The organism is Kitasatospora sp. MBT66, assembly GCF_000710405.2.
Taxonomy (GTDB): domain Bacteria; phylum Actinomycetota; class Actinomycetes; order Streptomycetales; family Streptomycetaceae; genus Kitasatospora; species Kitasatospora purpeofusca.
Genome location: NZ_JAIY01000016.1, coordinates 177783 through 195970 on the forward strand (window position 1 = coordinate 177783; position 18188 = coordinate 195970).

Here is an 18188-nt window from a genome sequence, read left to right on the forward strand (position 1 = left end):
GTGACCCCGCGCACCGCCGGCACCGGACCGACCTCCCGTCGCTCCGGTGCCGGCGTCGACGTTCTCACCGACCGCGTGTTCGAGGAACCCCTCGGGGGCGAGCACGGACAGGCCGGCAACGGTAAAGGAATCCCCCTTCATCCGGCATTCATCGGCAAAATGCACAGCTCGGGATCCGTCATGAAAAGGGGCTCCTACGCACTGTTGTCATGGCAGGGTCCGGATGCGAGTATTGCGCCTGGGTGATCCGGACACGGAGTGTCGACTCCGGATGCCCTTGATCGTTGTCGCCGTATCGGCGAGCACGTCCACGGGGGGTGGATCTTTCACAGCCGGTTTGGGGGTGAGGAGTGTGCGATCAAACGGAAGTAATCGTTCCGGCCGTGCGGCCCGCGGGCCGACCCGGCCGGCGGTGCCCCGCGGCCTCGCGGAGGCGCTCCGCGCCGGCCACGCCGCGACCCCCCGTCAGCCCGGTGTCCTGGCCGCCCTGCGCGGCGAGGACTGGCACTGGGCCGGGGCGAGCGGTGTCGCGGACGCCGCCACCGGGCGCGAACTGCGTCCGACGGCGGCGGTACGGGTGGCCTCGGTCACCAAGACCTTCACCGCGGCCGCGGTGCTGCGGCTGATGGAGCGCGGCGACCTCCGACTGGAGGAACGCGTCTCGGCGCTGGCCTCCGACGCGGTCCTCGGGGCGCTCGCCGAGGGCGGCTACGAACCGGCCCGGATGACCGTGCGCCAACTGCTCCAGCACACGGCCGGCCTGTACGACTGGGGAGGCGATCCCGCCTACGACGAGCAGGCGTTCGCCGACCCCGGCCACCACTGGAGCCGCCTGGAGCAGGTGCGGTGGGCGGTCGAGCACGGGCGCCGACTCTCCTCCCCCGGTGCGGAGTTCCACTACTCCGACACCGGTTACGTGATCCTCGGCGAGGTGCTCGAACGGGTCACCGGGCGGCCGCTGGCCGCCGCCTACCGCGAGCTGCTCCCGCTCCGGGAACTGGGCCTGGACTCCCTCCACCTGGAGTCGCTGGAGCCCACCCCCGGGGCCGGCGCGGACCGCGCGCACCAGTACGTGTCCGGTACCGACCTGCTGGCCGTCGATCCGTCCTGCGACCTCTGGGGCGGCGGCGGACTGGTCTCGACGATGTCCGATCTGACCGCGTTCGTCCGGGCGTTGTTCCGGGGCGGGGTCTTCGAGCGGCCCACCACGCTCGCGGCCATGCTGGCGCCCGTCGCGGCGCGCGGCGCGGAGGGGCGCGGCATGGGGATCTACCGGATCCCGCTGGGGTCCGGCCGGTGGTGGGGCCACTGCGGCAGCTGGGGCGTGGTCATGGCGTACGAGCCCGACCGCGATCTCGCGCTCGCCACCACGGTGACGAGACAGCCCGAGGACCCGGACGAACGACTCCACCCCGGGCGGGCACTCGTCCGGACGGCACGCTGAATTACCGGGCAGTAAAAGCGCACCGAAATGTGCGTCGAGAAGAACATGTCATTGAGAACAGCCGGTCATTGATACGGGCGCTGGCATTGAATCCATGAAACCGCACAGGACAGGCGGAGCCATGCGTAATCGTCCCCGCACAATCAGGACCACCGAGTCCCTGTTGGAGAACGGCCTCATCGACGAGGAGAGCCTGCCGGAGATTCGCGATGTCGCGAAGCGGTACGCCGTGAGCATCACCGGGGTGATGCAGGAGCAGATCGCACACGTCGACGATCCGGTCGCCAGACAGTTCGTCCCCACCGGGGCCGAGCTGCTGATCACCGCGGAGGAGCGCGCCGACCCGATCGGCGACGACCCCTTCACCCCGGTCAAGGGGATCACCCACCGCTACCCGGACCGGCTGCTGCTCAAGCCGATGCACCTGTGCCCGGTCTACTGCCGCTTCTGCTTCCGCCGCGAGGTGGTCGGCCCCGGCGAGGGCATGCTCGGCCAGGCGGAGCTGGAGGCGGCCCTCGACTACATCCGGGCCCACGAGGAGGTGTGGGAGGTCATCTTCACCGGCGGCGATCCGCTGATCATCGCGCCCACCAAGCTCCGCCCGATCATGGCGGCGCTGGACGCGATCGAGCACGTCAAGGTGATCCGCTTCCACACCCGGGTGCCGGTGGTCGACCCCGAGCGGGTCACCGACGAGTTGGTGGAGGCCCTGGCCACCGAGACCCCCGTCTGGGTGGTGGTCCACACCAATCACAGCCAGGAGATCGGCGAGGCGGCGCGCGGCGCGCTGCGGCGCCTCAACCGGGGCGGCGTCCCGCTGCTCAGCCAGACCGTGCTGCTGCGCGGGGTGAACGACACCCCGGAGGCGCTGGAGGGGCTGTTCCGGACCCTGGTGGCCAACCGGGTGAAGCCCTACTACCTGCACCACGGCGACCTCGCCCAGGGCACCGGGCACTTCCGCACCACGATCGCCGAGGGCCAGGAGCTGGTCCGGCGGCTGCGCGGGCGGGTCTCCGGGACCTGCCAGCCCACCTATGTCCTCGACATCCCCGGCGGCCACGGGAAGGTGCCGATCGGCCCCTCGTACCTGGAGCCGGGCGAGGACGGCGCGGACGGAACCGGCGGAACGGGCGGCGGGAGCGAGACCCATGTGGTCACCGACCCGTGGGGCGAGCGCCACCACTACCCGCCGCGCGTCGCCGCGACGACGGCACCGGCAGCACCGGCAGCACCGGCCACCACCACGGCCACGGACCCGGCCACGGACCCCGAGGAGGACCCGACCCATGACTGAGGACCTCGCGTCCCGGTCCGCCCCCGCCCCCGCACCCGCCCGCAGCCCCGGCTCCGTCGCCTTCGCCGACCCAGGGGGCGTCACCTCGGCGCTCAGCTGGTCCGCCCCCGAGCTGACCGCCGGCCTGGCCTGGTCGGCGCTGACCCGCACCTTCGCCGCCGAGGCGGCCGGCCTGCTCGGCGACCAGGTGAAGCTGCACGTCAACGGGGAGCCGGTGGTCGACCACGACCCCTGGCCGACCACCGACGCGGACGCCGACGGACCGGCCGCCTGGCTGGACCGCCAGCACGCCTTCGGCCCGGACGACGACCGCTTCGTCTACGCCCGCGCCGTGCAGGAGCACGACCGGACGCTGTTCCGCACCGTCGTCGAGCTGCTGGCGCCCCACCTCTGGCGCCTCGGACTGCCGCCCGGCCACGTCGAGGTCGAGGTGTTCCACGGCGCCTACCGGAACACCCCGGGCGGCATCCACCGGGAGGGCTGCACCAACCTCCACCTCGTCCTGGCGGGCCGCAAGAGCATGCACTTCTGGCGGGGCACGGACTGGGTGCCGGCCGGCACGGCGATCCGCGAGGACGTCGAGCCCGAGTCCGAACTCCCCGAGGAGTACCTGCCGGACCTCGACCGCCGCTCGGTGGCGGAGCACGGCCACGCCCTCACCGCCACCACCGGCGGCGGCTTCTTCTGGCGCAGCGGCATCTGGCACGTGGGCGAGACCCACGAGCCGTCCGTCGCGCTGAACATCGCCTCGTACACCCGGACCCTGGACGTCGGGGCGAAGCTGCTCCCGCTGTGGGGCGACCGGCTGCACGGCGAGGTCCCGGCCGACTGGCTGGCCGACTACCGGGAGCACGTCCGGTCCACCGGGGACGACGCCGCCGTGCTGGCGCGGCTGACCGCGCTGGGCATGCGGCCGGCCCCGCCCGACGCGCCCGGCAGCGTGCCGCGCTCCGTGCGCCGCGAGTCGACGGCGCCGGTGCTGTGGTCGCCCGCCGGGCCGGGGCGGCTGACCGTGGCCGCGCTGGGCCACGCCGCGGAGTTCGCCGACGGCCCGGTCGCCCGCGACTGGCTGGAGGCGGCGCTCACCGACCGTCCCGCCGCGCGGGAGGTGCCGCAGGAGTGCGGGCGGCTCGCCCAGTGGCTGTGCGCGCAGCGGATTCTCGAACCGATCCCCGAACCGATGGAGGCATCATGACCGACACGTCCCCCGCGGACACCTGGCAGCTCTCGGACACCGAGGTGTTCAGCAAGTACGGGGACGCCTTCGTCCCGCGCCGGGCCGAGCAGACCGCCGCCGTGTGCGACCTGCTGGCCGGCCTCCCCGTGCCGCACGTGCTCGACCTCTGCTGCGGCGAGGGGCGGCTGTCCGAGGAGTACCTGCGCCGCGACCCGGAGGCCAGGGTCACCGTGCTGGACCGCTCCCCCGAGATGCTCGCGCTGACCGCGAAGCGGCTGGAGCCGTTCGCCGACCGGCACGACAGCATCGAGGCGGACATCGAGGACCGGCTGTGGCGCACCGGCGTCAGCTACGGCGGCGTGATGACCTCGCTGGCGGTCCACCACCTCGACGGCGAGGGCAAGCGGCTGCTGTACCGGGACATCCACGCGATGCTCGCGCCGGGCGGCGTCTTCGTGATGGCCGACCTGGTGGAGCCCGCCGGTGCCACCGCCCGCAAGCTCGCGGGCGACCACTGGGAGGAGGCGGTGCGGCGCGCCTCCGAGGAGCAGTTCGGCGGCGACGAGGCGGCCGTCGCGTTCGAGCGGACCGAGTGGAACCACTACCGGCTGCCCGGCCCGGACCCGGTCGACAAGCCGTCCTCGGTGGCCGAGCACCTGGACTGGCTGCGCGAGGCGGGTTTCGTCCAGGTCGACGTGGTCTGGATGTACGCGGGACACGCCCTGTTCACAGCGAAGCGGAAGGCGAACTGAGTGAGCGAGCAACCGAGCCGCACGATTCTGGCCAACATCGTCAGCGAGATCATGGCCGAGCAGCCGACGGACGCCTACCGGCGGGCGATGGCCGCCGCGACCCCGCGCAAGCTCTGGCAGGCGCGGCCGGGCGACTGCGTGGTGATGCTGGCGCCGTGCACCCCGGCCTTCCGCGACTACGTGGCCGAGGTGGTCGGCCTGGACGTGGACCAGGTCGAGATCGTCGCCCCGCCGGAGGTCCGCGGGGTGCACGCGCTGGAGGTCGCCGCCGACCTCGGCGCGACCGAACGGATCGCCGAACGGCCCGAGTTGAAGCCGTTCGTGCTGGACGGACCGGTGCTGGAGTTCGGCCGCCGCACCGGGGTGCGGGTACTGCCGTACACCCGGCTGCCGGAGGACAGCACCCTCGACGCGCTGCGCCTGATCAACACCAAGGACGGCTTCCGCCGGACCGCCGCCGGTCTGGGGCTGCCGGTCGCGGACGGCGGCTTCGCCGAGAACGCCGCCGAACTCGCCGCCGCCCTGGTGGAGTTCCTGACCGACCGGCCGGCCGCGATCATCAAGACCAACCGGGGATCCAACGGCTTCGGCAACACCGTGATCCGGTCGAACGGGCCGGAGTCGGTCCAGCGGCAGGTCCTGGACGCCGTGGCCGGGCAGCCCGCGCGCGACTGCGGCTGGGTGTACGAGGAGTTCCTGCCGTTCACGGCGACGCCGAGCATGGAGCTGTCGATCGACGACCGGGGCGCCACCGACTTCTACAGCTGCGACCAGCGCACCGTGAACAACGCCTGGACCGGCATGGTGACCCCGGCCGCCGAGGGACCCCACCACGAGCAGCTGCGCGAGGCGGCCGCGGCCATCGGCGGCTGGCTGCACGGGCAGGGCTACCGGGGCATCTACGACGTGGACTGCGGTGTGTACGACGGCGGTTACGTCGTCACCGAGGCCAACGTCCGCCGCACCGGGGGCACTTACCTGGAGGAGCTGGCGCGCCGGCTGCGGCCCGGGGACTCCCCGGTGCACTGGCGGGCGGACGTCAGGATCGGCCCGGACGGGCTGGACTTCGCGGGCGCGGCCGCCAAGCTGGCCTCGGCCGGACTCGCCGACCCCGGGGCGGACGCCCGGGCCGTGCTGACGGCGGACACCCGCGCGGTGGACGGCAAGTGGCGCTACCTGGTGGTGGGCCGGGAGGACGGGGCCGTCGCCGAGGTCGAGCGGCAGCTGGAGCAGATCCTGGGGATCGACTGATGCTGCACTCCGCCCTCCACCCCGGTTTCAGCGCGGTCGCGGGGACCGGCCTGGTCGCGCTGCGCGACATCCCGATGGGCACGGTGCTGTGGGGGCCGTGCCCGCAGTGCCGGACCTGGGACGCCGCCGAACAGCTCACCCTGTCGCCCCGGGTCGTCGACTGGCTGGACGAGTTCGGCTACCGGCTGGCCGACCGCAGCCTGCTGCTCCCCTGCCGGGGCGCGCACCTGCTGAACCACTCCTGCGAGGCCACCGTCCTGGACCACGGCCTCGCGGGGGGCCTCGCGGTCCGCGACATCCGGGCCGGCGAGGAGGTGACCGGGGACTACCGCACCTTCCGCTACGACGAGCCGTGGGAGTTCGACTGCCGTTGCGGCGCGGGGAGTTGCCCGGGTTCGGTGTGCTCCTCCGCCGGCGGGCCGCCGGCCGAGCTGGCCCGGGAGTGGGACCGGCGGATGGCACCGGCGCTGGCCGCCGCCGCCGGCGTGCCTCAGGAACTCCCGCTGCGGGCCGGCCAGGTGGACGGCGCCCCGGCGGGCCGCCGCGACCCGGGGGAGGCGACGTGACCGCCCTGCGACCCGAACCCACCGTCCGGGCCGAGCTGTTGAGGATCGAGGAGGTCCCCGCCCGGTCCTGGCTGACGCTGCTGGGCGAGCGGGACCTCTTCCTGCTGCCCGGCTGGATGGAGGTCGGACCCGGCACCTACGGCGGCGGTCTGCGCGACGCCCGGGCCGCCCTGGTCGACCGCGACGGCACGGCGGTCGCGGGTACGGCCGGCTGGCTCTTCGGGCGCGAGTGCACCGAGGACCTGTGCCGCCCCGACGTCCTGCTGGAGATCCCCGAGCCGCGCGGGGCCCCGCTGTTCCCGACCCTGCTGGCCGGCGGCTGGTACGACAGCCGGGTCGCGCACCGGCCCGGCGGCGCCGCACCGGCCGAACTCGCGGCCGTGGTCGACTCCTTGGCCGAGTGGGGGCGTTCCCAGGGCGCCGCCTCGGTCTGCTGGCCCAGCGTGGACGAGCGGGAACGGGACCTGGTCGCCCTCCTCGCCGAGCGCGGCTACCGGCGCTTCCCGCTGACGCCCAGGTGGGCCCTGGAGGGTCCGTGGACCGGCTTCGACGACTACCTGGACCGGATGACCAGCAAGCGCCGGGTCTCGGTGCGCAGCGAGCGGCGCCGGGTCCGGGCGGCGGGCATCACCTGCCGGACGGTACCGCTCACCCGGGAACTGGCCCGGCCGCTGGTGGAGCTGGCGGAGGAGAACGTGACCCGGCACGGCGGCCGGGTCGACCTCGACCGCTACGCCGACTGGGTCGCGGCGCTGACCGGGATCGAGGACGGCCGGGCCGAGGCCCACCTGGCCGAGCGGGACGGGCGGATCCTCGGCTGCGTGGTGTCCAGCACCTACGCCGGGCGGGTGTACGCGCTGTTCCCGGGCTTCGACTACGAGCAGATCGCGGGGCTGCCCGTCTACTTCGAACTCGCCTACTACCACCTGGTCGAGCACGCCGCCGCGCACGGCTACCACGCGGTGGAGTACGGCCCGGCGGCGGACGAGGCGAAGAACCTGCGGGGCTGCGTCGCCCATCGGCAGGCGTTGTGGATCCGGGGCCTGGACCCGGCGGCGGAGCGGCTGGTCGCCGAACTCGCCGACGAGGCGACCGAGGTCACCGATGGCGGCACCCCCGCGGCCGACGCCCCGGCCGGGGGCGGCACATGAGCCCGCCGACCGTCGTACTCGCGCCGGGCGGGCCCGGTCTCGGCGGCGAGACCCTGGCCGGGCTCCCGCTGCCGCCCGGCTGCCGGCGGCTGGTCGCGGCGGGCGACTGCGGGCCGGGCGGCGACCCGTTCGCCGTCCAGACCGACCGGCTGGTCCGGCTGCTGGAGACGGCCGGCGCAGAGGGGCCGGTCGTCCTGCTGGCCCACTCCGCCGGCGCCCGCCCGGCTTTGCGCGCCGCGGCCCGGAGCCCCGGTGGGGTCCGCGCGGTCGTGCTGGTCGCCGCCCAACTGCGGGACCGCACCGACCATCCGGAGCTGCTGCGGGAGCGCCTCGACGCGCTCGACGGCCCGCTGCGGGAGACCGCGCGCCGGGCCCGGGCGACCGCGCCCGACCGGCTGCCGGCCGAGGACGAGGAGCTGCGCGAACTCCTGCTCGCCGACCTGGCCCTGACCTTCCCCGCCCTCGGACCGGCCCAGCACGGCTTCCTGGCCGCCTGCGCCCGCTCCTGGGACGTCCACGCCGTGCGCGCCGTGCTCTCCGGGCGGGTGCCCGAGGAGGACCTCGCGGCGACGGCCGCCCGGGTGGGCGCGCCGGTACTGGTCGTCAACGGCGAGCGGGACCCGTGGGCCGGCGCCCCGTCGGCGCACGAGCTGGCCGCGGCGCTGCCGGACGGCCGGGCCCGGACGGTGCCAGGGGCCGGGCACGTGCCGTGGCTGGACGACCCGGAGGCGGTGGGCCGACTGCTGGCCCGGACGGTGGAGGAGGCGGCGCCGGCGTGAGCTACCGCAAGGTCCTGGCGGACCGGATCTGTGCCCAGCTCGCCCTGTCGACCGCGGTCGGCCGGTTCGCCCAGGTGATGTTCGACGTCACCGTGGTGATCTTCGTGGTGCAGGACCTGCACCGCCCCGCGGCGGCCGGCCTGGCCGTGCTGCTGGCGACCCTGCCCGGTCTGCTGCTCAGCCCGCTGAGCGGCGGCTTCCTGCAGGGCCGCAATGTCACCGCGTGGATGGCGGCCGACTATCTGATCAAGGCGGCCGCCACGCTCGGCATCGCCTTCGGCGCCTCGGCCGGGGCCGGCGGCATCTGGACCCTGTGGGGGCTGGCTCTGCTGTCCTCGCTGACCAGCGCCTTCGGCAATGTCGCCTTCCGCAGCTACGTCGCGCTCTCGCTGCCGGCACCGCTGCGCGGGGCGGCCAACGGCCTCGATTCGATGATCTCGGGTCTGGCCGCGATGGCCGGGCCCGCCCTGGCCGGGATCGCGGTCACGGTGTTCGGCGGCCGGCACAGCGTGGCGGTGGTCGGCGCGGCCTATCTGGCCGCGGCGCTGGTCGCGGCCGCCTCGGGGCGCACCACCCCGGAGGCCGGCGGCGAGGTCGGTCTGCGCAGTGCCGCGGAGGCCGTGCGCGGGATCCTGGTCCACCCGGTGCTGCGCGGGCTGACCGGGGTGTACTTCCTGTACCAGGTCGCGGTCGGCGTCCTCGTAGTCGCGCTGCCCCAGCTGGTCTCGGCCGGGTTCGGGGCCGCCCCCTCCTGGACCGGCACCAGTTGGTCGATCGCGGGGGCGCTGGGGATCGTGTCCTCGCTGGCCGCCGGGCACCGGATCACCGACGGCGCGGAGCGCCGGTTCCTGGTCGTCGGCGCCGCCCTGACGGCGCTCGGCCTGGCCGGGCTGTTCCTGCACTCCGCCGTGTTCTGGCTGGCCGCGATGTTCGTGCTGCTCGGGGTGGCGGTGGGGCCGATGGACGTCGGGCTGCTCAGCCTCCGGCAGCGGTTGCTGCCCGACACCGGGGCGACCGCGACGCTGGCCGTCTCCGCCAGCCTCAACATGGCCGGCTATCCGGCCGGGGCCATGGTCGGCGGTCTGGTGGCCGGACTCGGCCTGGGCGCGCAGACGGGGGTCGCCCTCGGGTGCTCCCTGCTCTCGCTGGCCCTCTGCGCCCGGCTGCCGGTGCGCCCGGTCGGGGCCGGACCGGCCGACGGGGCGTCCACCGGGGCTGCTCCCGGGGCGGCCGCTCGGGCCGCCGAGTCCTCGGCCGCGCAGTAGCGGTCCGCACCACCCCCGCCGCCGGCCGGTGAGGCCGGCCGGCGCGGTGCACCTCGTCCCTTCTTCCCGCACCTTCGGACCTCTCGCACCCTTCGACCTGTCACTTCCGATGGAAAGTCAGGACCATGGCGACAATTGGAGTCATCTGCACGATCCTCGTCCGCCCGCGCGGCCTCGGCGGCCCTGCCGAGGCCTGCGGGGCCGGCCCGTCCACCGCCGCCCCGGCCGTCCGGTGCGCACCGGGAGCTCGGTCATGATCCCCCGGACCGCCGACGGCACGACCGCCGTCGGCCCCGACGCCGGGCACGGCGCCGGGCACGGCGCCACCGCGCTGCTGCTCGCGGAACTCACCCGGAACGGGCGGATATCCCTGCGCCTCGCCTGCTCCCGGCTGACCACCTGGGAATCGCTGCTCGTGCAGCACGTCCTCGGCCGGGGCGACGTCGAGTTCCTCGCGGCCGACCCGGACGGCCCGGCCGACCCCGACAGCCCCGGCGGCCCCGGCGGCCCCGGCGGCCCGGAAGCCCCGGGCCCGGACACCGTCACGCTCACCCGCTCACCGCTGGCCGGCCTGTCCCTCTGGGCGCCCGGCGAGCCGCCCGGCCCCGAGGCCGAGCACCTCGGCGGCCTGCTGGTCCCGGCCGAAGTCCTCGACGCCGTGGCCGAGGAGACCCGGGTGATCGAGGCCCGGGAGGCCGCCGACCGGCACGAGGCCGACACCATCCTGCGCACCTGGGAGAAGAACGGCGAGCTGGACGACCGGCTCGCCCGGCTGGCCGACTGGGTCGAACGGGTGGAGAGCGTCTACATCCTGATCGGCCGGGACGTCTTCTCGAAGTCCGACGCGGGCACCAACACCCTGACCCGGCAGGGCCTGCTGACCGGCCTCCGGGCGTCCCCGGTCGACGACTGGCGGCCCGCCGACCGGCTGTTCGTGGTCCTCGCCTACTGCCTGTTCGTCAGCGGCCGTTCGGTGCGCTTCGAGGAGTTCAACGGCCTCCAGCTCTCCGCCACCGGCCTGCGCGAGTTCCTGCTCGACCGGCACGCCCAGTACTGCGCCGCGCTGGACCGCGGACCGAGCGGCGCGGCCGGCCTGCCGCTGCTCGAACTGGCCCAGGTGGTGCGCGATCTGATGCACGACGTCGACCGCTCGGAGCTGATGCGCTACCGCCGGATCAACGGGCTGACCTTCGTGAAGAACGAGCGGCTGCTCGACTTCCCGCTGCCCCGCGACCCGGAGACGATGCCGGAGCTGGTCGCCCGGCACGGCCGGCTGAACCTCGGGGTGGACCCCACCGGCGACGTCCGGGCGGACCTGCGGGCGATGACCCTGGCCGCCGTCGCACTCGACGCGACCGCCGACGCCGACCCCGGACCGGCGCCCCCCGGACAGGGCGCGGTCGGCGAACTGCTGGCCGCCGTCGTGCTGTCCTCGATCGTCGCCACCGACGCCGACTACGGCATGAGCAGCTCGGTGCGCGACCTGTCCGGGCTGCGCGGCGTCCGGCCCGGCAGCGCGGACGGCGTCCTGGCGCTGAAGAAGGGCGACTTCTTCTGCTGCTGCCTGCCGCACCCGACCCGGATGGCCGAGGTCGGCGACGAGACCGCGCCGATCCTGTGGCGGTCCGCCCAGCGGATGATGTACAACCGCTGGCACTTCGCCCCGGGCGAGTACGACCGGGCGGAGATCCCGGAGAAGCGGCACTACTTCTTCCCGCCGCAGGTGCCCGACATCGCGGAGCACGCCGAGCACCACCACGGCGGCCATGTCGCCTCCCGGGTGCGGTACACCATCCGGGCGCCCGGCGCCCAGGTCTGGCACCCGCCGTTCACCGTCTTCGGCCACGGCTACCGCGGCTGCTACGACATCCGGCTGGTCCGGATGGAGGGCCCGCCGTTCACCACCACCGAGCTGGCCGAGGCGGTGCGCCACTGCTCCCTGGTCGACGAGCTGTGGCGCACCCTCGCGCAGGGCCTCCAGAGCGGCACCCTGCACGTCCCGCCGGTCGCCGGCTTCGACCGGTCCTGGTACGAGTCGCGGGGCTGGGAGCGGCTGCGCCCGTTCGCACTCGCCACCCGTACCCCGGCGCGGGTGGACCCCGTCTGACCCGGTGACCGGCCTGCCGGACCTCCGGCGGGCCGGTCACCACCCGGCCCCCGCCCGCACCCGGACTTCTGCAACAAGCTCTACGAGTAGTCGGCGAGGTCGATCCCGCTGTCCACGCCCGAGCCGTCGATGCTGAACTTGCCGGTGTTGCCGTACCGGTCCCACGCCGTGATCACCGGGCTGAAGTAGACCCGCCAGGTGTGGACCGGCCCGTTCGGGATGTGCCAGCCGTCCCCTCCGGTGGTGGCGTGCACCCAGGTGAAGCACAGGTACTGCTCGGGGTACGGCCGGTCGTAGACCCGCGCGTAGTCCCACCACTTGTTGCCGTCGGGGAAGTTGACGATCAGCCCGCCGTACCCGCCGTCGCCTTCGTACGAACTGCCGTGCGGCTCCTGGTACCAGACGTAGGAGCCGTAGAGGTTCTTGTGGTGGCTGTCGGGCTTGATGTCGCAGGCGAAGAAGCCCTCGTAACCGGGGTCGCTCCAGTAGCCCGACACCGAGAAGGTGACGAAGTAGTTGTCCGTGGAGTCCAGCGACAGGTAGTAGTTCCAGGCCTCGGTGGTCACGTACTCGGTGTCGTTCTCGTACCTGGTGGCCGTCCTGGAGCAGTCCCAGTTGACGCCCGACCGCCGGTGGACCAGGGCCACCAGCGGGTCGAGCGTGACCTTGCCCTCGAAGGAGCCCGATCCGGCCGTGGTCGTGTACACCTTGCCGGTGTCCGTCTCGACCCAGGCGGAGACCGACTTCCGGTCCGCGCCCGGCCAGCAGCTGACGTAGAAGGTGAACTTCTGCGTCCCGTCCTCCGCGAGCTCGGGCTCCGCAGCGGCGCGGCTGCCCCCGCCGGGGACGTGGTGGAAGTAGCGGTCCTCCCGGTCGGTGAAGCACCAGCCCTCGCGGCCCTGCCAGTTGAGCTTCTCCCCGCTGACGTGGTCGACGAGGTACACCCGGTTCGGCCAGGAGATGTCCCCGTAGTAGGTGCCGCCGTTCTCGTCGGTCGGTCCGACGCTGACGGTCACCGCGACCTGGTTCCGGCCGTTCGCGTAGATCTCGGCGCCCGGAACTCCGGTCTCCAGCATCAGCGAGAGCTCGGACACTCCTGCCCATCGGGTCATGCGCGGTCTCCTCCGCTTCTCGGTTCGACGGTGCGCCGCCAGGGCTTCGCCCGGGGCGCGGCCTTTCGGGTCGCGCCCTATCGCTCGGTGAACGAGACGGTGGGATGCAGCCCCGGGATCTCCTGCGGGACCCGGTCGTCGCGGCGGTCCGGGCCCGCTGCCGCCCGCCGGGCAGAACGTCCGGTCCGTCCGGTCGGCCGCCGTCCGGATCGGTGCGGCTGCGCGGATTGCCCCGCGCGTCGAAATCCGTGCTCGTGATGTCGCTGCGGGTGTTCCGTGCCGGACCGGTCCAAGTGACCGTGCGCCGGGCCGGAAGCTGGAACCGGGCCGGCTGCTGGTCGAATTACTCGCCGATCCGCGCGCAGTACCCGGTGTCGGTCGGCTGGGAACAGCCGTTCTGCGCCGTCGTCCCCTCGGTCAGGAGGCGGTACGAATTGCAGGTCCGGGTCACCGTGCTGGTGTCCGCTCCGAAGGTCCGGAACTCTGTGGACCCGTGGAGCGGGAACACCGAAGGCATGCACCACCCTCCCCTGGTACTCCGACGCCGATCCGCTCGAATCCTTGCCCCGCACACGCATTCTCCGTACCTGCCGAAAAGCGGCCGACAATGCGGCGGAACGGGGTGGCAGGGGGTGCTGAACCGACCGAAGAGCGCCGGCCCGATCCGGCGGCAGTGGCTCAACCCCGTGAAGAGGCCCGTGAAGAGGACCCGTGAAGAGAACTGTTCCTGACGGACTGCCTTGAACACGCCGGGGCGACCGTTTCACTGTAACCCGGCCGCAGCCGATCGTGTCCCTTCCTGTAATAGTTCCGCCCCACCGAGCGGCGTGCCGGTGGCGTCGGGTGGCGCGGAGGGCGTGCCCGGGGCGCTGCCCGCGCGCCGGTACCGCCGTTCGTCAGCGCCCCAGCGCCTCAGCGCCTCCCTCGGCTCCTCGACGCCTCAGCTCCTCGACGCCTCAGCGCCCCGGGGTGGCGCGGACCGGGAGGCGGGTCCGGAAGGTGCAGCCGGCCGGGGTGTCCTCGATGGTGAGGGTGCCGCCGTGCAGGGCGGCGATGTCACGGGCGATCGACAGCCCGAGGCCGGTGCCGCCGTCGTCGCGGCTGCGGGCGTCGTCGAGCCGGGTGAAGCGCTCGAACACCTTCTCCCGCTCGGCGGGCGGGACGCCGGGGCCGTCGTCGGCGACGTCGAGGACCGCCCGCCCCGTCGCCGGGTCGAGGGCGAGCCGCACCGTCACCCGGTGGCGGGCGTGGCGCTCGGCGTTGTCGAGGAGGTTGGTCAGCAGCCGCCCGAGCCACATCGGGTTCCCGGCCACCGCGACCCCGTCGGCCAGCTCCGCCACCACCTCCGTCCGCCCCGGGCCCCGGCCGTCCAGGCAGGTGCGTACCAGGTCCGCGAGGTCCAGCTCCTCGGCCGGGCCGTTGTGCCCGGTGGAGTCGAGGCGGGCGAGCAGCAGCAGGTCGGCGGCGAGCGACTGGAGCCGGTCGGTGTCCTGGAGCGCGCCGGCCACCATGTCCGCGCGGACTGCGGGGTCGGGGTGGGTGTGCGCGACCTCCAGCTGGGTGCGCAGCACGGCGAGCGGGCTGCGCAGTTCGTGGGAGGCGTCGGCGATGAAGCGCCGCTGGCGGACCCCGGCGGCCTCCAGCCGGTCGAGCATGGCGTTCATGGTGTGGGCGAGGCGGGCGATCTCGTCCTCGCTGCCGGGTTCGGGCACCCGGCGGGCGAGGTCGCGGTCGCCGATCGCGGCGACCTCGGCGCGGATCGCCTCGACGGGGCGCAGCGCGCGGCCGGTTGCGCGCCAGGTGACCACGCCGACGGTGGCCACCAGGACGGCGCTGAGTCCGCCGAGCGCGGCGGTGGTGAGGTCCTCGGCGGTGTCGGCGGTGTGCAGGGAGGCGCCGACCCGGATGGTGACCGGGCCGTTCGGGGTGGCGGTGGTGAGGGTGGTGACCCGCTGGTGGTGCTCGCCGCCGAGGATGCCGAGGTCGAAGCTGTCGTGGCCGTCGTCGGTGCCGGTGAGGGCGGGGTGGCCGGCGAGGTTCTGGCTGGCGGCGACGACGGCCCCGGACGCGTCGGTGACCTGGACGAAGTCGGTGCCGGGGCCGAGCGGGAGCACGTGCGGCAGGGGTCCCTGGGCGGCTGAGGCGGCCACCGTCCGGGCCTGCTCGCGGGCGGCGGTCTCGACGGTGCGGTGCAGGTTGACCCGCATCAGGAGCACCACGGCGGCGGAGGCGGCCAGCAGGACGACGGCGACGGCCGCGCAGGCGGCGATCGTGGTGCGGGTGCGGACCGAGCGGGGTGCGAGCCGCTCGGTGGCGGCTGCGACCCTCGGCGAGCGTCGCAGCCGGGCGGCCCGTCGGCGGAGGGCGGCGAGCACGCCGGTGCGGGCGGGGCCGGCCGCCCTCGGACCAGCGGCTCTGCGGTCAGCCACCGTCGGCCGCCAGCCGGTAGCCGACGCCGCGCACGGTCTGCACCGCGGCCCGGCCGAACGGCGCGTCGATCTTGCGCCGGAGGGCGCTGATGTGGACCTCGACGGTGTTGGCCCCACTGTCGGGGCCGCTGTCCCAGACCTCGTCGAGGATCTCCCGCTTGGAGACCACCTCGCCCGCCCGGCGCGCGAGGTGGTCCAGGACGGCGAACTCGCGCGGGGTCAGCGCGACCGGTGTCCCGGCCCGGGCGCAGGTGCGGGCGGCGGAGTCGACCACCAGGTCGCCGAGCACGGTGCGCTGCGGGGCGCGGGAGCCGATGCGGCGGGCCAGCGCCTTGAGGCGGGCGACCAGCACGACGAAGGAAAACGGCTTGGAGAGGTAGTCGTCGGCCCCGGTGTCCAGGGCCTCGGCCTCGTCCCATTCGCCGTCCTTGGCGGTGAGCATCAGGATCCCCACGTCACTGCCGGCGGCCCGCAGCCGGGAGCAGACCCGGTAGCCGTTGAGGCCGGGCAGCATGATGTCGAGGATGATCACGTCATAGGGGTGCTCGGTGGCGCGGGCCAGGCCGGACAGGCCGTCGTGGACGATGTCGACGGAGAACCCCTCGGCCTCCAGGCCGTGCTTGATCGCCAGGGCGAGCCGCTGTTCGTCCTCCACCACCAGTACGCGCATGCCCCAAGGGTCGCAGGTCACCGCGCCGGGCAGCTGAAGAGGTCTTCAGGTCTTCAGGAATCCTTCAGCGCCGTTCCGTCATGCTGGCCCTGTCAGTGGGGACCAGGCACGCCTCCGGGCGGCACGGCCCGGTCCCCTTCTCGGAAAGGCGCTTCCATGGTGCTCCCCCCGACGGCCCTGCTGGCCGTCAATCCGCTGGACGCGGGCTCGCTGCTGGCCGCGTTCGGCGCGCTGGGCATCGCCGTGATCATGTTCGCGGAGACCGGTCTGCTGGTCGGCTTCTTCCTGCCCGGTGACTCACTGCTGTTCACCGCCGGCCTGCTGTGCACCACCGGCGAGCGCAGCGGCCCGCACCTGAACCTCGGCCAGGTGCTGGCGGCCGCGGTGGTCGGCGCCCTCACCGGTGCCCAGGTCGGCTACCTGCTGGGCCGCCGCGGCGGGCGCAGCCTGCTCTCCCGCTCCCGCAACAAGCACCTGCACGAGGGCGCGGCACGGGCCGAGGAGATCCTCGACCGCTACGGCCACCGCAAGGCCGTCGTGCTCGCCCGCTTCATCCCCGTGGTGCGCACCGTCCTCAACCCGCTGGCCGGAGCGCTCGGCGTGAACGTCCGCACCTTCACCGTGTGGCAGGTCGTGGGCGGCCTGGTGTGGACGGTCGGCCTGGTCATGGCGGGCTACGCGCTGGGCTCCTCGATCCCGAACGTCGACCACTACCTGCTGCCGATCGTCGCGGTGGTGGTGGCGGTCTCGCTGCTGCCGCTGGTGCTGGAAGTGGTGCGCGCCCGCCGCCGGGGCAGGACCCGGTGAGCGGGCCCGCCGGTAAAGCCGTGCGCGGGCTCGCCGTCGACGGCCGTCCGGTCGACGGCGGCCTGTACCTGCGGCTGGACCACTGGGCCGAGCACCTCCCGGCGCCGCTCCAGCAGCTCGTCGCCGCCTGGTCGGTCACCGGACTGATGCTGCTCGCCGCGCTGATGCTGCTCGGCTGGTGGCGCTCGCGCCGCGCCGACCACGTCCTGATGGCCCGCGCGCTGGCGGTGCCCCTGGTGGTCACGCTGGCGTTCGCCGCGGACACCCTGCTCAAGTCGGTGCTGCGCGAACCCCGGCCCTGCCAGGTCCTGGAAGCCGGCCCGACCCTGGAGGCGTGCCCCGGCGCCGGCGACTGGTCGCTGCCCAGCAACCACACCGTGATCGTCTTCGCCGGAGCCGCCGCCCTGTGGCACGTCGACCGCCGCCTCGGCGCGCTCGGACTGCTCCTGGCCGCGGTGATGGGCGTGACCCGGGTGCTGGTCGGCGTGCACTACCCGCACGACGTGCTCCTGGGAGCGCTGGTCGGCGCGGCGGCGGGCCATCTGCTCGGCCTGCTGTCCGGCCGGGCCGCGCCCCTGGTCGACCGGGCCCGCGCGGGCGGGCTGCGGAGGTGGCTGACCGCATGACCGTCCGCCCCTCGACGGCGGTCGCCGCCGTCCTCGCCCTCTGTGTCGCGGCGTTCGCCGCCGTCGCCGCCCTGGTCGCCGCCCACGGCTGGGCGCCGTTCGGGTTCGAGCGCGGCGTGCTCGACTGGGTGGTGGCCCACCGGCCGGACCCGGCCGAGCGCACCGCGGAGCTCCTCACCGATCTGGGCACCGGGGTCTTCTCCTATCTGTTCGCCCTCACCGCCGGGGCTCTCCTCCTGCGCGCGACCCGCCCGCACCGGTCCCGGCCGGCGGCCGCCGCCGTGCTGCTCGCCCCGGTGGTGTGGCTGACGGTGGGGCAGCTGCTGCGCCAGGGCCTGATGCACGGCTTCGGCCGGCCCCGCCCGCCGGCCTCGTACTGGGCCTTCACGGCACACGACTTCGCCTTCCCGTCCGGACACGCCTTCACCGGCGCCCTCTCGGCGGGCCTGGTCGCCCTCGCGGTCGTCCTGACCCGCCCGGGCGCGGCCCGTTCCGCCGCGGCGGCCGCCGCCGCCTTCGCCCTGCTGATCGGCTGCAGCCGGGTGTACCTCGGTGTGCACTGGCCCCTGGACGTGCTGGCGGGCTGGCTGCTGGCCGCCGCCTGGCTGGCCCTGGGCGTCCTGCTGTTCCGGAAGCAGCTCCGCGCGCTCCGGGCGACCGCGCTCCGGGCGACCGCGCTCCGGGCGACCGCGCTCGGGGCCGACCGCTCTCCGGGGTAGGTGCCCCCCAGAGCCTGCCTCCGGCGGGCGGGGGCGCGC

At 74.3% G+C, this 18188-nt stretch carries 17 protein-coding genes; 13 read left to right on the top strand and 4 right to left on the bottom strand.

The window, feature by feature from the left end; genetic code table 11:
• The first annotated feature begins 412 nt into the window (after nt 1-412).
• From BI06_RS36735 to BI06_RS36780, 10 genes are all read left to right on the top strand, one after another.
• Complete coding sequence (locus BI06_RS36735) at nt 413-1444, top strand: serine hydrolase (protein ID WP_051742705.1); 1032 nt, start codon at nt 413-415, stop codon at nt 1442-1444.
• A gap of 121 nt (nt 1445-1565) precedes the next feature.
• Nucleotides 1566-2738, top strand: a complete 1173-nt coding sequence (locus BI06_RS36740) for a lysine-2,3-aminomutase-like protein (RefSeq protein ID WP_082558953.1) — start codon at nt 1566-1568, stop codon at nt 2736-2738.
• Nucleotides 2731-3933: a hypothetical protein gene (locus tag BI06_RS36745; protein ID WP_043475601.1), complete on the top strand. Its 1203-nt coding sequence runs from the start codon at nt 2731-2733 to the stop codon at nt 3931-3933. Before BI06_RS36740 ends, BI06_RS36745 begins: the two co-directional genes overlap by 8 nt.
• The gene (locus tag BI06_RS36750; protein ID WP_043475604.1) at nt 3930-4667 is read left to right on the top strand and encodes a trans-aconitate 2-methyltransferase; all 738 of its coding nucleotides are present in this window, start codon (nt 3930-3932) and stop codon (nt 4665-4667) included. The genes BI06_RS36745 and BI06_RS36750 overlap by 4 nt, the downstream gene beginning before the upstream one ends.
• A complete protein-coding gene (locus BI06_RS51740; protein ID WP_043475607.1) occupies nt 4668-5918 on the top strand; it encodes a peptide ligase PGM1-related protein in 1251 nt (416 codons plus the stop codon).
• Nucleotides 5918-6484, top strand: coding sequence for an SET domain-containing protein-lysine N-methyltransferase (locus BI06_RS36760; RefSeq protein ID WP_051742708.1), 567 nt, complete (start codon nt 5918-5920; stop codon nt 6482-6484). Before BI06_RS51740 ends, BI06_RS36760 begins: the two co-directional genes overlap by 1 nt.
• Nucleotides 6481-7635 carry a GNAT family N-acetyltransferase gene (locus BI06_RS36765; RefSeq protein ID WP_043475610.1) on the top strand — a complete coding sequence of 385 codons (1155 nt, stop codon included), beginning with the start codon at nt 6481-6483 and terminating at the stop codon, nt 7633-7635. Before BI06_RS36760 ends, BI06_RS36765 begins: the two co-directional genes overlap by 4 nt.
• Nucleotides 7632-8414, top strand: coding sequence for an alpha/beta fold hydrolase (locus BI06_RS36770; protein ID WP_051742709.1), 783 nt, complete (start codon nt 7632-7634; stop codon nt 8412-8414). Before BI06_RS36765 ends, BI06_RS36770 begins: the two co-directional genes overlap by 4 nt.
• On the top strand, nt 8411-9679 hold the full coding sequence (locus BI06_RS36775; RefSeq protein ID WP_043475614.1) for an MFS transporter: 1269 nt from the start codon (nt 8411-8413) through the stop codon (nt 9677-9679). The genes BI06_RS36770 and BI06_RS36775 overlap by 4 nt, the downstream gene beginning before the upstream one ends.
• Before the next feature lie 253 nt (nt 9680-9932).
• Nucleotides 9933-11786 (top strand): hypothetical protein, encoded by a 1854-nt coding sequence (locus BI06_RS36780; protein ID WP_043475618.1) that lies wholly within the window; start codon nt 9933-9935, stop codon nt 11784-11786.
• An 80-nt stretch (nt 11787-11866) separates the two neighbouring features.
• On the opposite strand, the gene BI06_RS36785 is transcribed toward BI06_RS36780, so the two are convergent.
• The 4 genes from BI06_RS36785 to BI06_RS36795 all read right to left on the bottom strand — a co-directional run bounded on the left by BI06_RS36785 (nt 11867) and on the right by BI06_RS36795 (nt 15997).
• Nucleotides 11867-12898, bottom strand: a complete 1032-nt coding sequence (locus BI06_RS36785) for a hypothetical protein (protein ID WP_149030599.1) — start codon at nt 12896-12898, stop codon at nt 11867-11869.
• Nucleotides 12899-13241: 343 nt separating this feature from the next.
• Entirely contained in the window at nt 13242-13415 is a 174-nt protein-coding gene (locus BI06_RS51745) for a hypothetical protein (RefSeq protein ID WP_158516508.1), read from the bottom strand.
• Between the two features lie 439 nt (nt 13416-13854).
• The gene (locus BI06_RS36790; RefSeq protein WP_233290440.1) at nt 13855-15327 is read right to left on the bottom strand and encodes a HAMP domain-containing sensor histidine kinase; all 1473 of its coding nucleotides are present in this window, start codon (nt 15325-15327) and stop codon (nt 13855-13857) included.
• A complete protein-coding gene (locus tag BI06_RS36795) occupies nt 15320-15997 on the bottom strand; it encodes a response regulator transcription factor (RefSeq protein ID WP_030394688.1) in 678 nt (225 codons plus the stop codon). Before BI06_RS36795 ends, BI06_RS36790 begins: the two co-directional genes overlap by 8 nt.
• Before the next feature lie 156 nt (nt 15998-16153).
• On the opposite strand from BI06_RS36795, the gene BI06_RS36800 reads away from it, so the two are divergent.
• From BI06_RS36800 to BI06_RS36810, 3 genes are read left to right on the top strand one after another with little or no spacing between them, the layout of a single operon-like run.
• Nucleotides 16154-16804 (top strand): DedA family protein, encoded by a 651-nt coding sequence (locus BI06_RS36800; protein WP_043475623.1) that lies wholly within the window; start codon nt 16154-16156, stop codon nt 16802-16804.
• Nucleotides 16801-17430 (top strand): phosphatase PAP2 family protein, encoded by a 630-nt coding sequence (locus BI06_RS36805; RefSeq protein WP_043475626.1) that lies wholly within the window; start codon nt 16801-16803, stop codon nt 17428-17430. Before BI06_RS36800 ends, BI06_RS36805 begins: the two co-directional genes overlap by 4 nt.
• The gene (locus BI06_RS36810) at nt 17427-18149 is read left to right on the top strand and encodes a phosphatase PAP2 family protein (protein WP_051742710.1); all 723 of its coding nucleotides are present in this window, start codon (nt 17427-17429) and stop codon (nt 18147-18149) included. The genes BI06_RS36805 and BI06_RS36810 overlap by 4 nt, the downstream gene beginning before the upstream one ends.
• Nucleotides 18150-18188 lie beyond the last annotated feature (39 nt).

Excerpts from the sequence above, each read along its gene's own strand:
- BI06_RS36740 (WP_082558953.1), top strand. The coding sequence starts at position 1,566 with ATGCGTAATCGTCCCCGCACAATCAGGACCACCGAGTCCCTGTTGGAG.
- BI06_RS36745 (WP_043475601.1), top strand. The coding sequence starts at position 2,731 with ATGACTGAGGACCTCGCGTCCCGGTCCGCCCCCGCCCCCGCACCCGCC.
- BI06_RS36750 (WP_043475604.1), top strand. The coding sequence starts at position 3,930 with ATGACCGACACGTCCCCCGCGGACACCTGGCAGCTCTCGGACACCGAG.
- BI06_RS36760 (WP_051742708.1), top strand. The coding sequence starts at position 5,918 with ATGCTGCACTCCGCCCTCCACCCCGGTTTCAGCGCGGTCGCGGGGACC.
- BI06_RS36770 (WP_051742709.1), top strand. The coding sequence starts at position 7,632 with ATGAGCCCGCCGACCGTCGTACTCGCGCCGGGCGGGCCCGGTCTCGGC.
- BI06_RS36780 (WP_043475618.1), top strand. The coding sequence starts at position 9,933 with ATGATCCCCCGGACCGCCGACGGCACGACCGCCGTCGGCCCCGACGCC.
- BI06_RS36785 (WP_149030599.1), bottom strand. The coding sequence starts at position 12,898 with ATGACCCGATGGGCAGGAGTGTCCGAGCTCTCGCTGATGCTGGAGACC.
- BI06_RS51745 (WP_158516508.1), bottom strand. The coding sequence starts at position 13,415 with ATGCCTTCGGTGTTCCCGCTCCACGGGTCCACAGAGTTCCGGACCTTC.
- BI06_RS36795 (WP_030394688.1), bottom strand. The coding sequence starts at position 15,997 with ATGCGCGTACTGGTGGTGGAGGACGAACAGCGGCTCGCCCTGGCGATC.
- BI06_RS36800 (WP_043475623.1), top strand. The coding sequence starts at position 16,154 with ATGGTGCTCCCCCCGACGGCCCTGCTGGCCGTCAATCCGCTGGACGCG.
- BI06_RS36810 (WP_051742710.1), top strand. The coding sequence starts at position 17,427 with ATGACCGTCCGCCCCTCGACGGCGGTCGCCGCCGTCCTCGCCCTCTGT.